Here is a 16,515-nt window from a genome sequence, read left to right on the forward strand (position 1 = left end):
TATTGAATTATTGGTAGTCTTTGTTTGAATTTCCAATCAAAACAGATAAATTTATTAAGTAATTATTTTGCAGATGAAGACTCAATTTATAAAGATAACGGCCAACCCGGGGGAGCTTCTTGTTGCGAGAGAAGTAAAAGAGAAAAAATTTTCGGCTCCACTTCATTATCATCCGGAACTAGAGCTTACATTAATACTCAAAAGTCGGGGAAAAAGATTCATAGGCGACAGTATAGAAAATTTCGAACCTGGAGATCTTGTTTTGGTAGGAGAAAACACCCCTCATTTTTGGTGTAATGATAATCATTTACAAGATGATAGCTATTCGCTTGCCATTGTGGTACAATTTAACAAAGATTTCCTTGGCGAATACTTTTTCAGATTGACCGGAGCTGAGCATATCGAAAAGTTGATCAATAACAGTAGAAGAGGAATTTGTTTAAAAGATGCCACGACAAACGAATTAGTAAAGGAAAAAATATTGAAAATATTAGACCTGGCAACCTTTGAAAAAACTTTAGCCCTGCTTGAAATACTTAATATTTTTTCAAAGTCGGATATATATTACCTGTCCAGCCCAGGGTTTAAACCTTATTTGAATGAGGTTGACTGTACAAGGATGAACAAAGTTTACAATTACGTTTACAACAATATCAACAGCTCATTTGATGTATCAGAAATAGCAGGCTTATTAAACATGAGTGTTTCAGCGTTTAGCCATTATTTCAAAAAAAGGACTCAAAAAACATTTACCCAATTTATAAATGAAACAAGAGTTGGCAATGCAAAGCGGTTGCTAATGGAGACCGATAAATCCATAGCTGAAATCGCGTACGAAAGCGGCTACAACAGCTTGTCTAATTTTAACAAACAGTTTTACTCGTTAGTAAAATTCCCTCCAAAAACTTTCAGAAAAAATTATTGAGTTATAATTGTATTATAAAAGCGATACCTCAATAACGCCTATAAGAACCTCAATTCCTTTGCCTACTGTCCCTATTAATCAATTTATACTGATAATATTTAGTCCCTCGGCAAAAACCGGGCTTTTTCAAATAACTCTGGCAAATGAAAGTTGATCTTTTACAAGACTTGTAAGTCCCGATTTTTTGCAGGAAAAGTTAAATAGGACGAAACACAGGACAATTGCCAACGTTGAATATGAATTTTTCGACCTTGTTATGTTTTCAATTGAGTTGTCTTCATAAATTTACAGGTAAAGAAGTAGTATGATTTGTTAATTTCAAACAGAAACCATTATATCCGCATTATAAATCTGACGGTTTATAATAGTTGCTGGTTTTTATGGGGAGTAAGCCTTTCGCAATCATCATCAAATACACATTCCCGGTTGCCACAACTGCACCCCTGTTATCTGAAGAAGGATAGGTCATGCTTGAACTGTGAGAAAAACCAACCATATGACCAATTTCATGCACTGCTTCGAAACAGATGTTTTTGGTCATGTATTTGACTAAGAGATAGTCAGCCAAACCGTAAGTGGAGCCACCTCCTAATCCGGAAACATTCACCACCACGCCACAATTAAATTTAGGGATATCGAGTATGCTGTTAAAAGCCTGTTGTTTTTGTGCAGTTGTCATTAAAACCTTGTTGTTATCCGTGATCGGTTCAGCTAAAAATACTTTCTGCGTCGTGTCGGCCTGTAACATATACGCTAAATTGATCATCAAACCAGTGAACCTTCTTACATCTCTTGCGTCGATATTATCCTTCCAATTATCCTTGGGATTATCTGTGGGGTCAAAGTCCTGGTACTTGACCTTCCATTTCAGTTTAGCCAATGATTTGAGCTTTATGATCAGATCTGTAGTCCCGGTAAAATCAAAAGATACTTTGTTTGTTGGGATACCTGTAGTTTTATATTGGACCAGATCAACTACCTGATTGTCGGTATTTATAAATTTGGTACTCCCTTTAATAAATGAATATGGTATCACCTTAATTGCATGCGCCCTGATCTTCCCGACCCTGAAAAGCTTTATTGGTTTTGCCTGTCCTTCAATAGTCAAAAGTATCGTAGCATCCAAAATATCGACAGGCGCAAAGTTTGCCACTTCTATTGTTGTCGTATCAACCGCTTTCACACGCAGTACCTTTCCAATTTCATAACGCCTGGCTTCCGAAGTAAGAAGAGCCATAGATTCTCCATCCTGGAACATCAGACCGGAATTGCTGTCGTTATCAAAATTATATTCAACAAGGGATGGAGCCGGCTCGTTTTTGGGGCCGGGAGATGAGTTGTGATCCTTTAAAGGATCTATAACTCCCAATTTTTTGCAGGAAAAGTTAAATAGAACAAAACACAGGACGATTGCCAACGTTAAATGTGATTTTTTCGGCCTTGTCAGTTTTTTTAATAAATTTTGTTTCATAGTTTAATAGTAAAATATTTGGTGTGTTTAGATTAATTTCCTTTATGAAAGAATGTCATTGTTAGACCTTTTTGATCGGTAAAACTTATTGCTACCGCTTATGCAATTTGATTTGGTTTTCGAAAACAAAATCACGCTGGCCATTTACCTCTGACTATCTCATCTGACATTATTCGTTTCGTATTTTACCTCGTCTGTGTTCGCTTATAACCCGTCAATTGTTTGCCATAGAAAAACAACGTTTATACTACATGATAATTCATTGCCCTAGTTTTTCAGAACAAAACTGGCAGGAGCATAAGCATGAATCTCGAATGTTAACTTGCCATCTTTAATATCAATAGGTTTTCCGTAATTTTCCCCTCGCAGGTTTACGGGTTGAGCTGATGTTTTCTTAATATTCTGCGGCAGGGAAACTTCAATTTTACTTGTTAGCCCCCCTTGCTCCCAAATTCTAAGAACAATACCCTCGCCATCAGGATTCGGACCAAATGCCGTTACAGCTACTCCTTTGCGCGAAAGAGAAATACCAGCCTGTGTAACCGGTAAGCTCCCGTTCTTTACATTGGAACAAGCTGCTAGCATAGGCTCACGTGTCTCCATGGCCGGCGTATATAGCGCACTTTCAGACGTGAATTTGTCAAATGCCCATATCCGTACCCGGGCACTCATACGTTGCCCATTTCCGATCCACGCAGGGAAATTGGTACGCCAATGGTTATTATACAGGTTTATATATACATATGGTTTCCGGGGCTTATAACGCTTGTCAAACTTATATTCTCCGGGCTCTCCGAGGCTTACCAAAGGTGCATCGGGCGAACAGATACCTACTCCAGCTCCTGTAGTTCCATTATACACAGCTACTCCGGTATTGACCCACGATAAATGATAATTGGCGTTGTCAACGTTCATATCCTCAACCGGATCAACGTCGGCACCTATTCGACCGAGGCGAAAACGGGGATTGTCGCATTTAAACGGCAGGCAAATCCAGGCTGCTTCCGGCCAGGAATCGGGTTGTTTCTGCCAGCTCACTTCGAGATCGGCTATAGGTTGCAGACCGGAAAGGCTCAATGAGATAGAAATCTTTTGTGGTTGTCCGGGTCCGGGAATAGTACCAATTAATACGGCTTTAACATCTATGGCAGATTTTTCTATAGTCAGGGTCATATCCTCTGGAAGTGCCGAACTGTAGACAACATCCTGAGGCATATCATAAGCTACAAACGAAAACCTGTGCGCCTGATATTGGGGATAAAGCGATTTGTCTATCCATCCGGAAAGCTGCTTATATCCAAACCGCTCATAAAAATACTGGCCGAAACCTTGCGGAGCATTTGTATCAACCAGCTCTTTTCCGGTTCTTTTATCAATCAGGCTGGCAATCCTGCCCCGTTTAGCGTCGATGGCTGCTTTGAAAAACGGACTTTCTATCACTCCTGAATTTTTATCTGCAATCATCTCCGGATTATCAACCTTCTCATTGGAAGCTACATAAGTACGATAGCCCATGGGTGGAATATCCTTAACTACGAAACGGGACATAGGCGCTTTGTCTTCAATTGACGGGGATTCATGGGAAACTGTGATAGCGGCACCTCCATCAACCGGTTTGAGTGAGGCAAAATCGCTACCGAAGGCCAGGCGTGTATCAAGTTCAATTTCCCCATCGCGTTTCCAGGGCAAAGGATTATAAACAACTATGCGGTGTCCTTCCACTTTAACATTGTCCGCAAGTGATGCTACCGCATCCCGGTATGGATTTGAGATAAGTCTTTGAACATTGGTGATATAATCTGCTTTATATCTCCATGATTCTTCCATTAATTTATATTGAGGGGGCAAACCTTTGCTCCACAATTCATCCCAAGCTTTTCCATAAGGAACTTTTATGTAATGCTGGTTGGCGAGCCCCCAGGTGTGTTCACTGTAAAGCAGGCTTTGTTCATACGCTTCGGCCGTTATATTACGCAAGTCGGGACGGTAAATACCCCAGATCGTTTCGAGCGTCGACAGCTTGTCCATTCCACCAATTGAAGGCCTGATATTTTGAGCCAGTTTGGTTGCCTCGGGCATACTCATTGTACCATGGATCCATACATCACCAATATCACTGTGAACGACAGGTAGTTTGCTTAAATCCTCTTTCATGATCGTTTCGGAAAAATCATCCATTGTCCCAACATTGGCTTCAATCCCAAGCCTTTTATAATATGCGAGATCTTTGGCTATGGTTTCAGGGGCGGGTGGCCCCTGGTTGTCACCGGTCATGCTGATGTGTAACCAGGTTTTATAGGGCCAATTAGCTGGCGGAAGAGGGTCGCTTCCATAGCCATTATTGTAAAGCGTGAGAACACGGGATCCATCAGGTCCTTCCCACCAAAAAAAGGGTGGCAGTCCCAATGTTATATTTACCTGCGGCCCGCCCATGTGATAAAACTTAACGCCGGCGTTTGCGAGAAGCGTTGGAATAAACCATGAATAAGAAGGAGCATCGCTCATTTTTGCACTGATAGAAAGTGGCTGTCTATACTTTCGTGCAAGAGTTGATGAAATATTAAGCCCCCTTACCATGTCTTCAATATCTGCACTTTCTGCATGCATTGAAAATGGTAATGCATGAATAGCGATGTTGCCATCAGAGATGGCTTTTTCAATTTTCTTCTTGCGACCAGCTGCCTGTCCGTCCCATAGGATCTGCTTCATCGGCCATCCTGAAAGCGTCCAGACAAATTGTTTATCCTTAGGCTGATTAATATTTTTGTCGATAGCCTCAATTACCATGTCTGCCATCGACGTCCGGTAATCATGTACAACCTGTTGTACGGTCCCGGAGTAACCCAGATCAAAATGTGTTTTATAAACAATAATAACTTTTTCGACAGCTGACTTTTTTGACAAACTATCCTTAGCATTCTGTTCTTCTTCTGTCTTGTTTTTGCCTGGTATTGTTGATTTAGGATCATAATTCTGCGCTTTTGAAATTACGACAGATATCAAGCAAATGGCAAGTAAAATAACTAAACGAAAAATCTTTCTCATGCTAATTGAGTCTTCTTATTATTTGTCTTTCTTTTTCAACACTATTAAATACACATATCCACCATCGATTTGGATCAATTAGCCGATTGTATCCGCCTATGTTTCATATTTCTTTGAGTTCTGGGCTCTGTTGTGGTTTACCATACCCTGATTCGTTGCTTTCCGCTTTTCACTATTTCAAACGGACCCGGCGACGGATTTAGGACATTTCGTTTCTGGCCAAAATAGTCCTTGTCAATTATTAGCCGGGAGCCATCCGTATTCTCGAACGGTAAATCGGGAACAATGGCTTTAACCAACAGTTGTCCTGTCACTAATTTTCTTTTTTGTTTGATCAGCCAATTTTTGTCCAAAGCTATTTCTAAATACATTTTTTCCTTTTCCGCTATCAACTTCGCACCGGCATCAAAATTTTCCTCCGTCAAAAAATTCGTTTCCAGGGCATCTTTGTCCCGAACATTTTTTAGTTTCTCTTTTGCTTCTGAACTTATTTCGCCAAAGCTCCTTTTTTTATCGCCTGCTACTGCCCTGATAGCTCCTTTCAAATAAACATTCCCATCGAAAATCACCGGTAATATGGCTTTATTGTATTCGCCTGCATCGCCTCCATTCACAAATAAATTATTAAAAAATTGACAATCTCCGCCAGCGTTATCATGAAGTCCGGCAACAAAGGTAGAGTGTGGTTTGAGATAAGGTGTCAACCTGTTGTCGTAAGATATCACGGTCATCTTGCCTCCAAATATGTTGTGTGCAAAAGCAACGCCGCTGGAGTTCATCAGCAAACTTGTTTTTGAAAGTAAAATATTGTCACTAACCAGTATAGGCCCATGTTGTACCTCTAAAAAAATATCCAGATCATTATCGTGCATCAGGTTATTGTTCACCTGTGTACCTTGTGCCATCCAGTCGAGCCAAACGCCCATATTCGTGCGGTAGATATGGTTATTTCGGATTTGAACATCAACAGCCCCATGAAATTTGATGCCTGCCATCTCTGCACCACTGAACAATCTTCTGATATGAATATCGTGTACTGTATTGCCTTCAACAACGCTGAATGCACATCCCATGCTGCCTACCACACCTGCCTGCTCGCAATAGGCTATTGTATTGTTGCGGACAATATGACCTCCAACAGTACCTTTATTCCATCCAAGTGCCAATGCCCGGTTGATAGTACCTACATATCCCAATGCCGATTCGGTATTGTTATTATCCCATTGATCGCCATATTTGCCCAATGCAATGCCCACGCATTTTGAGTATTGGATGATATTGTTTTCAATGATCCATCCTTTACTCCAATGTGTGCCAACAAGTCCCATTTGCTCAGCTGTAGGTGGCGCCCAGTTCGTAGCAGCGTGCTGCATGGTAAAACCACGAAGCGTGATGTAATTAATAAATGGCTTATCCGGATAAAAAACCGTTTGCCTTACATTAATTTCAACCGTTTCATTATTAGGGTCCACATTTTTAAACTGCGCCCATATTGTTGTTGTGGTTGAATCAACTGTTGAAAACCAGAGCGGGTCTTTTTCGTCTGCTGCTTTCATCACATCTTCCTGTTTAATAGCCTCCATCAGCCAGTCGCCATTCAGATACACAGCCCCGGTATGGTAGGTACTGCCTTTAGGAGGCCAATACCAATCTCCACGGATTAAATCGTTGTATGGATTAAATTTTCCAAAAAAATTATTCGGGATCTTCGTCATCCAGGTGTTGTTACCGACTTTTTTCCAGCCTTTTATTATTTCCGAGCCTTTAATCTCAACCTTCTCTCCTTTGGCAGCCTGGTAAACAATTCGTTCCTTTTCTGAATTGCCACCCCGAGGGGGCGTTATCTGCTCCCGGTACACACCGGCATGAACAATGATCACATCACCCGGCATGGCCACGTTTGCTGCGGCAGAAATTGTTTTAAAGGGTTTTGCCAGACTTCCATCATTTGCATCATTACCGCTTAGAGATACATGATATTCTTTAGCCGAGACAACCAAAGTTGTCATTATCAATAAAATCAATAGTTTAAACTTTCTCATTAACATCTTTTTTTGTGTAATTTCCTCTCAAATGCCATTTTATTAACCATGACCGTTAACCATACCTTTCTCTTAATAGCTGCATCATGTATGCATTTACTTCCCATTGATTAGTAATAGGCTGTTGAGTAAATGGCATTGAAACCATGTAAGGAAATGGCCCAAACTCTGGTGTTATAGTTAACACGGCATCAGTACCTTCATTTGTTTTACGTGCAGCAATCTTATCCCACCAGTTCAAATGCATATCTAACGCATATTGCCATTCAGGTACACGTGGATCAGGCACCTGTGGTCCTTCTTCATAGCCTACCCGTGCATGGATGTGTTCTGTTCTCTCAATGGCTAAATGCATAGCTTCCTGCTGATTTTTTAAAAACGATTCAGCCACGCAAACCCAATGCGATGCATCCAATGTAATTTGTAAATCAGGGATTTTTTGGAGATATTGTTTTGTAATATGTGCAGCAAATGAGAACTTACCTCTGTGGGTTTCATGGTGCACTTTAATACCGCTATCCTGTGAAAATTTGGTTGCCGCGTTAATCAGAGATGCGTTCTCTTCGAAGGAGAAAAAATCTTTACCGGTCTGCGAATTAATATTAAATGGTTTGTAATTGTTCATTCTCCACAACCACGAGTTATAAACCTCATAATGTTTGTGGTAATCCGCTTCATTGGTATCGTAATGCTGGGCTATTATTAACATATCCTCCTTTGCGGCCGTGTTAAAAATCTCATCAACTTTTGAGGTAGGCGAATCGTCTGTGAAGCCATATTCTATGCCATCATACCCTTGTTGTTTAGCTAGTCTGAAGAACTCACCCAGCTTTATATTTTCGTTTCCCCAATGCGGACAAAAAACTTTTAATTCCATGTACGTTATACCTCTGTTTTAATTTTCAGAATCTCAGGCCTTAAGTAAGGTTTGTTTACATCTGTAATACCTTTATAGGCGTAAGGATCTTCGCCGGCAATTAATACAATATCCCGGCAATCTTCCGATGGCTGCAATTTCCCATCCTGGTCCCAGGGAAGCATTGATTCGGCACTCATGTAGTGATTAACCAATGCGGTACGGAAACAGTCAGATGTCCTGTTACTTTGTGAACTATGCAGCGTATAGCCGTTAAAAAAAACCACTGAACCGCTTTTAACTTCTACAGGGATAGGTTCGCCCGCGGCCGAAACGTCCACTGTATCTACATCGGCATAAGTCTTGTTGTCATTCGCCACCCTTTTCATGATGTAACCAGGTCTGCCGGGAATAATCCAGAGACAACCATTGTCAACGTTGGCATCATCAATCGCAATCCAGACGCCTACCAGTGATTTGTCTCTTGTTGGTATATAATACTCATCCTGGTGCCAGGATTGGCCGGCCTTGCCGGGTGATTTGACAAAGAGCATAGATTGCATACATTTGATATTGACGCTGACAGTGGCCTGTAAAATGCCCATAACCTTAGGCTGGAAAAGCGAATCGTGAATAATCTTTGAGATTTTGTGCGGGAAGTGGATGGCTACATATCTTTTTAATACTTCCTCATCCGGTTCATTATCGGCGACCTGGAGCAGTCCCTCGATTTGTCCGCGGTCACCCTTAAAGATGGCCGCAGTCTCTTTTTTAAGTGTGCCGATCTCATCTGCAGTTAGTAAGTTATTGGCGATCAAATAGCCATATTGAGTGTAAAAAGCGATATTGTGAGGCGATACTTGCCCCATATTAATATATGCGTGTTCCTTATTCATGGATAAACAGTTTTTCAATTTCTTCTAAAGACCTCCCTTTGGTTTCCTTAACTTTTAAAAGCACATAGCAAAAAGCGAATACACATAACCCGGCGTAACAGCACAGAGTAGCCGCTGTTCCCAAATTTTTGGTCATGATAGGAAACGTATAGGTAATCATAAAATCCGCCAGCCATAATGACAAGGTCGCAACAGACAAAGCCAGTCCCCGGATGCGGTTGGGGAATATCTCAGAAAGGTACACCCACGTCACCGCGCCAAGCGCGCAGCCAAATGCACCGACGTAAAGTAGCATAAACAACAGCACGATGTAGTTGTCAAAATACCGGTAATGAAAGCAGAGTGCCACAGCACAAAGGGAAATCCCCATCAATAAACTTCCGCATAGCAGGAATTTTTTACGCCCTACCTTATCTACCAGACCGATAGCAATAAAAGTTGATATCACGTTCACCACACCAATACCAATGGTTTGCAATAAGGAAGATGCAGTGCTTAGCCCGGTTTCTTTAAATATAACGGGCGCGTAATAAAGAATGGAATTAATGCCGGTTACCTGCTGAAAAACTGCGATCAATATGCCCATGAATAGTACAGGGCGATAAGTCTTGCTAAACAACACCTTTAAACCCGAATCTTTTTCACAATTAAAAGTATTTTCAATTTCTTCTATTTCCTGGTTAGCGGTTACACTACCCGAAATTCTCGTCAATATCAATAATGCTTCCTGCTTAAGGCCTTTTTTAACCAGCCAACGTGGTGTTTCGGGAACAAATAACAACATTACAAGGAATAAAAAAGAAGGAACAACTTGTGATATAAACATATATCTCCAGTTGTTTTCACCAAATCCTTCAAAAAGATAATTGGAGAAATAGGCCAGTAATATGCCAAGCACAATGGCCAGCTGGTATAATGCGACCAACCTGCCTCGTAGCGAAGCGGGTGCCGTTTCAGCAATATACATTGGTGAAATCATTGCCGCCGCGCCTACGCCCAATCCTCCGATCAAACGAAAAAAGGCGAAGAAAGTAAAGTCTGATGCTAAACCTGATCCCAGACCAGAAAGCGCAAACAACACAGCACATATAATGAGCGTTAAACGTCTCCCATATTTATCTGCCACCAATCCTGCCATCATTGCACCCGCAGCACACCCTATCAGGATTGAACTAACCGCCCAGCCCAGCGAAAACCCACCGAGTCCAAAATACGAAGTAATATAGGGTATAGCGCCTGAAATAATAGCTGTATCAAACCCAAATAGGAGACCGCCTAATGCGGCCACCGTGCTAATGATAATAATAAACCTGGTATTTATTATTTCTGTTTTCAGCGCTGGTTGTTTCGATGTTTTTAATGCAGGTACTATAGCCATGTCAGCCGGATTGGTTTCGTTTGGTAAAACACTAAGCTAATTGCTTTTCGTATTGATACCTTACACTTTCATATCGAAAAAGTAAATTATTTTATTAAAAAAAGCCAAAATTGAACTGAATTGTAACACAAACACAAAATATAGTCAATAGACGAAGCTCTTTGTTCAAAAACTACCGTTAGATGAAACCGCGTCTTTTGTTGCCAAAACTTTTAGAACCGCGCATTTGAAGTTGATGGCACCAGCATATTGAAATGAACTTATCGATCCTTCGTTAAGTTTGCCGGTGGTTTCACTAACCATAGAGCTATCTACCCTGACCAGATTACACTTCTTTCTTTTAGTTAAAGTACATGCCTGGCAAACTGCGCATGGATACATTCATAGTTCTGCCTAAAATAATCAGGGGTCAACTTTGGACAGTCTTTCTAAAATAGAACTTCTGCGTACCGTTCCACCTTCATTGAGATTAAAAGTATCCTAAATACGGAATCATTGAACGTGTCTTCGGGGGTTCGTTGACTAAGGTCACCGATATAAATAAAGTCGATGCAGTGGAGGAGTTCTATATGTCTACCGTTTAACTGCGATGCATTCAGACATCGGCCCGACTTATAAAGTGACATTACTTTGGAAGGTAAGACGGCCTCAATAGCAATAGATCAATTGAAAGACTTAGCAGTCATCACTGCAAAAAGCCAATGACAGGGCTCTCCTGTCATTGGCTTTAGCTATAAATCAAAAAGACTTACGAATCTAGTTAATTATGTCATAAAAAGGCCGGCGTTAATATCCAGGGTTTTGCTTTATCGATCCATTGCTTTTCTTAATTTCAACGTTTGGAATAGGGAACAAGTAATAATAATCCCCTTTCCATTGGCTTCTCACCTCGGCTGTAGGAATTACACCGTAAGTAAATGTCAGCTTTCCTAAATCTCCTGGTTTAGTACCTGCCCAGTCCATAGTCACACTGGTTAGGCCTCTGACCGGAATGTCCACATGTCCAGGCGCAGCTTTCCAACGCATAAGGTCAAAGAAACGTGAATCTTCAAGGAGCAATTCTACAGCTCTTTCGTTTCTATAATCTTTAGTCAAAGCCGCGCCAGAACTTGTTATAGGCGGCATATTAACTGATGGCCTTTTCCTAACCATATTAATATACCGGCGCGCCGTAGCTTCATCGCCTAAAGCTATTTGAATTTCGGCATAGTTTAAATAAAATTCTGACAATCTCAGGTAAGAAACTATTTGAGCGAAGTCATAACTCATAGTGGCACGGGGCCCATTAAAGTCAACCAGCTTTTTAAAAGTGTACCCCGTTTGAACTCTCCAAAAAAATGGTATTATCCCCGCTATCCAGGATGATTTGGAATCCCTGCCAAAATTATTAAGGGGTTGTCCATTAACAGGATCGGTCGGCTTATTAGGATTTTGGACGCCAGGATTTCCATCTTCCCAAAATTCATAGGTCCTTGTAGTACTCAATGCATCATCATGTATGGTCACCGGGGCGCACCCAGGATAAAGAATATCACTATAGTAACGTGGGTCTCTATTAATATTAGGATTTTGCGGGTCATATCCCGAAGCGGCATTTACTGTTATGCCATCATCCGTATATGGATATTGTCCATTTGTCAGTTGAAACATATTAATAAGTGTTTGGGTTGGAACAACTTTTTGAAGAGCATCAAACCCACTAGGCCAATAATCATAATTCTGACCCCAACCGGGTTGTCTGTTGCCGGGGGTAAAAGATCTGCCAAAAATGATTTCATCCGTTTTTAATGGCTTTTTAAACAGGTCTTCATGTGTAGGATGTAAGGTAAACCCAGCATCAATTACAGCTTTTGTCGCTGTTTCAGCTGCCCGCCACTTTGCCAGATCGTTTGATGGGTTGTTCAACGGACTTGCCATATACAACAATATCCTGGCTTTTAGTGCCATAGCTGCTTCTTTACTAACTTTACCAGGAACAGGTGTAACGCCATTCAATAAACTGATGGAACTTTCGCATTCATCTAATACGAATTTCGCACATTCATCATAAGTATTTCTGGGCACATCAAAACTATTATCCGTTAAACTAAAGCTTTTTGTAATTATTGGTACCCCGCCATAAGTACGCATCAATTCAAAATACATCCATGCACGTAAAAAGTGTACCTCTCCTTTCATCGGATTAAGTTGAACAGGGCTAATAGAGGAACTGGCTGTTTTTTCAAAGAAAATATTAGCTTTCCTGATATAGCCATATTCTTCATTCCAAATATTAGTAAGGTCTGAAACATTATCAGGGTTAAGAAGGCCTTGCAAATATTCACGAATTCCCGCAGCTCTGTCATGTGTTTCGGGTTGATCAACTGCAACATCAGTTAGTGATTCATATCCTCCTGCTCCGGGGCTCCAGGGTAGTCTCACACCATTATACACATCATACACATAGCTTTGTAAAAATGCAGGATCGGTAAAAACGGCTTCTTCAGATATTTCATTTAGTGGTTTTTTATCCAATATTTTGGAACACGAAGTGACAATGGCTATAGCGCCTATAAGCAATATTGCGAAAGCTTTTATAGGCAATTTATTTTTTACTATTAAATATTTCATAATTTTATTATTTAGAAAGTAAGATTAAGTCCTGCATTTAAAGTTTTCATATTTGGATAACCTCCCCCATTTCCATATAAGAATTCCGGATCGCCAGCGCCATATTTTTTAAGATTGTTAATCAGCATAAACAAGTTATTACCGGACACAAAAAATCTTAAAGCGGAAATTTTAAACCTCGAAACAAGGTTTTTGGGAAGTGTGTATCCCATTTCAAATGACTTTAAACGCAACCAGGTTGACGTATGGTAGTAAAAATCAGCATCCGCCCCTTCTGTGCCTACCGGCTCAATTCTTGGAAGTAGTGAATTAGGATTTAATGATGAATAACTGTTATTAGCTACATATTCAAGTCCGTTACCACCTGCACCTGAATTAAACGCATTGCTTAAACGAAATTTAGCTCCGCTTTGTCCTTGTAACAATATGCTCAAATCAAAGCTTTTGTAATTTAATCCGATGTTTAATCCAAATTGCATTTTAGGAACTGATACTCTGCCCATACCCGTAGTAGGGTCGGCAGGAATGGAACCCGCGTCATACCGATACCGATCATTCGCATCAATTTTACCGTCATGGTTTAAATCTGCAAAGATCAACCCGCCCAATGTTGCCCCCGGGTAGCTTAAATTATTGCTGAGGTCTGCTGCGGTTCTGTAAATACCAATGGCCTTGTACACCAAAATGGAGCCAATAGGATGTCCTTCTGCTTTTTGATAGAGTTCAGATTGGGGCGTTTCGTCGAAATACACCACTTTATTTGCATTGAAGGACACATTCCCGCTAACATTAAGGTTCACTCCCCCTATATCCTGTCTGTATCCTGCTTGAAATTCAATTCCATGACTTTCCATTTTACCGATGTTTTCATCAGGAAGCACCAAGCCTGTATATCCTGGAATTGATGCTTGTCTTTGGCCGAGGATATGCGATGTCGAACTCTTATAAATATCTGCTTCAAAAGTTAAACGATTCTGAAAAAAACCGGCTTCCAAACCTAAATCGGTTTTTTCACTTACTTCCCAAGTAATGTTTGGGTTAGGGGTTAGCGTAGCGCTAACCCCACGGACATCCAGTCCGTTAATAACATAACCTTGAGAATAACCAAACGCACCAATATACTGGAAGGGGTTTACTCTGTCGTTACCTAACCGGCCCCACGAAGCCCTTACTTTTAAGTTGCTAAATAAATCCTTAGGCATAAAGGACTCTTCACTAACTACCCATGCCGCAGAAGCCTGGGGGAAAAATCCAAACCGGGTTGCCGGAGGGAAGATAGGCGAACCGTCATACCTGGCGCTGAATCCAAGAAGATACTTATTCCGGAATGCATAATTTACGCGCCCAAAATAATTTTGCCTTCCAGACTCAGTAGCACTACCATCATTACTCCAATTTAGACGGTTTGGGCTACCTGCAAAAAGTTGATCAATCGCCCCGGAGTCATACCCGGTGCGTTGGGTCGTGAAAAAGTTATCTTTATATGCACTCTGCTCGTACGAAACAAAAGCATTGATTTTATGGTCATTATGGATAATGGTACTATAAGAAAGTTTTAGATTTTCGGTGGTTCTTAAACTTTGAGAAAAATACTCGCTCAATGCAGTTGCGTCTGCTCCTCTCGAAACCATTTTTTGGATTGCACCATCTGCGTCTTTTTGATAAAATGAGAATAGATAATTAAAGTTTTTGTTATAGTTATACGTTTTATCTAAAGAGGCAAAACCATCTAAAGCCAGCCCTTTTAGAAAAGGCATATTATACTTGAACCTAATAGTACCACTGGCAACATCGGTTGTATTCCTAACGTAACCAGGGCTTAGCAGCCTTGCCGCTGGATTTAATTGTTCCCAGCCTTCCGTCGGATAATTATAGTTCCCATCTACATAAGCCTCTACTAATGGACTGGTAACTGCAAAGTAATTAACATTTCCACCGGGACCGAATTCGGGGCTTTGCGTGTACTTCTCTCTCAACGCAAGATCAACCCCCACATCAAAATTATTGGTAACCGATACGTCCAGGTTATTCCTAATGTTGTATTGCCTAAGCTTTGTGGTATTGTCGCCACGAAGAATTCCTCCTTGTGAGCCCATACCAATAGAAGTAAAATATTTTACTTTTTCACCACCTCCACTCATTGTAAGAGATTGTTTTGACTGCATGGCCGCAGGACCACCAAGCAATGCATTCCACCAATTTTCGCCCCTTCTTTTTCCACTTTTAAAATCTGCTACTAACGCATCGGGAAAGTCAGGAGGTGTACCTTCTAATGTTCTTCTATCATTAAGAACCTTGATATACTCAAGCGCACTGGCGGGCCTTACCGCCATTGTCGGGGTTTGATTTGAAAAATTAGTGCTGAAATCAAAAGATGGTTTACCCGATTTGCCACGTTTGGTAGTTACTAATATAACACCACCTGCAGACTGTGCACCATAAATAGCCGCAGAAGCATCTTTCAATACAGAAATAGATGCTATATCATGCGGGTCCAAACGGTTAAGCCCATCCGGGTCTGCATTCGCCACCCCATCAATAACTATTAGTGCTGCGCTATTCCGGTAAGTGTTATATCCTCTTACCAAAATTTGTGCATCATCAAAACCCGGACCAGAACTCGATTGGGTTACATATAATCCGGCCAATCTGCCTGATAAAGAATTGGATAGGGACAATTCATTGGATTTGGTAAGCTCCTTACCCGTTGTCTGTACAACGGCATTGGTAAGTTCGGATTTCTTTTGAGTCCCATATCCAACAACAACTACCTCATCAAGATTTTTTTTGCTTACTTCCAGCTTTACATTAATAACAGTTGAAGAACCTACTGGCATTTCCCTGTTCAAATACCCCATAAAAGAAACTACCAGGATACTGTTTTCATTTTTCACTTTAATGATGTAATTTCCATCGTGACCGGTCATGACACCATTATTAGTGCCTTTTTCCAGGACGCTGGCACCAGGAATTCCAAGCCCATTTTCATCCGTTATTTTTCCAGTAACAGTTATGGTTTGGAAATTTTCCTTCTCATATTGACTAATATCAAAGGCTTTTCTCCCCGTATTTATTCGGGCATGAGGCGTATTTGCCCAAACCGGCGGGCAAAAAAAACATATTAGGATAAAGCCACAAATAGTGAATTTAGTTATATACCTATAGTGTAGTAATTTATATTTCATAATTGGTCATAATGGTTGATAAGTAATTAAACTTGGGGGTCTATAATTGAGGTGTTGCTGGCAATACAATAAAAACCTTTTATTTTAAGCCTGGTCTTTTCTAAGGG

General features: G+C 40.8%; 9 protein-coding genes. 1 reads left to right on the plus strand and 8 read right to left on the minus strand.

Going from position 1 to position 16,515, the window contains the following annotated elements:
• The first annotated feature begins 73 nt into the window (after positions 1 to 73).
• On the plus strand, positions 74 to 925 hold the full coding sequence (locus AB6735_RS12060; RefSeq protein ID WP_370996179.1) for an AraC family transcriptional regulator: 852 nt from the start codon (positions 74 to 76) through the stop codon (positions 923 to 925).
• A 343-nt stretch (positions 926 to 1,268) separates the two neighbouring features.
• Here AB6735_RS12060 and AB6735_RS12065 read toward each other — a convergent pair whose 3' ends face one another.
• The 8 genes from AB6735_RS12065 to AB6735_RS12100 all read right to left on the minus strand — a co-directional run bounded on the left by AB6735_RS12065 (position 1,269) and on the right by AB6735_RS12100 (position 16,408).
• The gene (locus AB6735_RS12065) at positions 1,269 to 2,396 is read right to left on the minus strand and encodes a hypothetical protein (RefSeq protein WP_370996180.1); all 1,128 of its coding nucleotides are present in this window, start codon (positions 2,394 to 2,396) and stop codon (positions 1,269 to 1,271) included.
• Between the two features lie 267 nt (positions 2,397 to 2,663).
• Positions 2,664 to 5,441 (minus strand): glycosyl hydrolase-related protein, encoded by a 2,778-nt coding sequence (locus AB6735_RS12070; protein ID WP_370996181.1) that lies wholly within the window; start codon positions 5,439 to 5,441, stop codon positions 2,664 to 2,666.
• Between the two features lie 137 nt (positions 5,442 to 5,578).
• Positions 5,579 to 7,450, minus strand: a complete 1,872-nt coding sequence (locus AB6735_RS12075) for a DUF1565 domain-containing protein (RefSeq protein WP_370996182.1) — start codon at positions 7,448 to 7,450, stop codon at positions 5,579 to 5,581.
• An 88-nt stretch (positions 7,451 to 7,538) separates the two neighbouring features.
• Positions 7,539 to 8,360, minus strand: coding sequence for a sugar phosphate isomerase/epimerase (locus AB6735_RS12080; protein ID WP_370996183.1), 822 nt, complete (start codon positions 8,358 to 8,360; stop codon positions 7,539 to 7,541).
• A gap of 5 nt (positions 8,361 to 8,365) precedes the next feature.
• The gene (locus tag AB6735_RS12085; RefSeq protein WP_370996184.1) at positions 8,366 to 9,235 is read right to left on the minus strand and encodes a phytanoyl-CoA dioxygenase family protein; all 870 of its coding nucleotides are present in this window, start codon (positions 9,233 to 9,235) and stop codon (positions 8,366 to 8,368) included.
• On the minus strand, positions 9,228 to 10,613 hold the full coding sequence (locus AB6735_RS12090; RefSeq protein ID WP_370996185.1) for a sugar porter family MFS transporter: 1,386 nt from the start codon (positions 10,611 to 10,613) through the stop codon (positions 9,228 to 9,230). Before AB6735_RS12090 ends, AB6735_RS12085 begins: the two co-directional genes overlap by 8 nt.
• A gap of 786 nt (positions 10,614 to 11,399) precedes the next feature.
• Positions 11,400 to 13,223 (minus strand): RagB/SusD family nutrient uptake outer membrane protein, encoded by a 1,824-nt coding sequence (locus AB6735_RS12095; protein ID WP_370996186.1) that lies wholly within the window; start codon positions 13,221 to 13,223, stop codon positions 11,400 to 11,402.
• Between the two features lie 11 nt (positions 13,224 to 13,234).
• Positions 13,235 to 16,408 carry a SusC/RagA family TonB-linked outer membrane protein gene (locus AB6735_RS12100; RefSeq protein ID WP_370996187.1) on the minus strand — a complete coding sequence of 1,058 codons (3,174 nt, stop codon included), beginning with the start codon at positions 16,406 to 16,408 and terminating at the stop codon, positions 13,235 to 13,237.
• Between the last annotated feature and the right edge of the window lie 107 nt (positions 16,409 to 16,515).

The sequence above is a fragment of the Mucilaginibacter sp. RCC_168 genome (genome assembly GCF_041355315.1).
In the GTDB taxonomy this organism is placed as follows: domain Bacteria; phylum Bacteroidota; class Bacteroidia; order Sphingobacteriales; family Sphingobacteriaceae; genus Mucilaginibacter.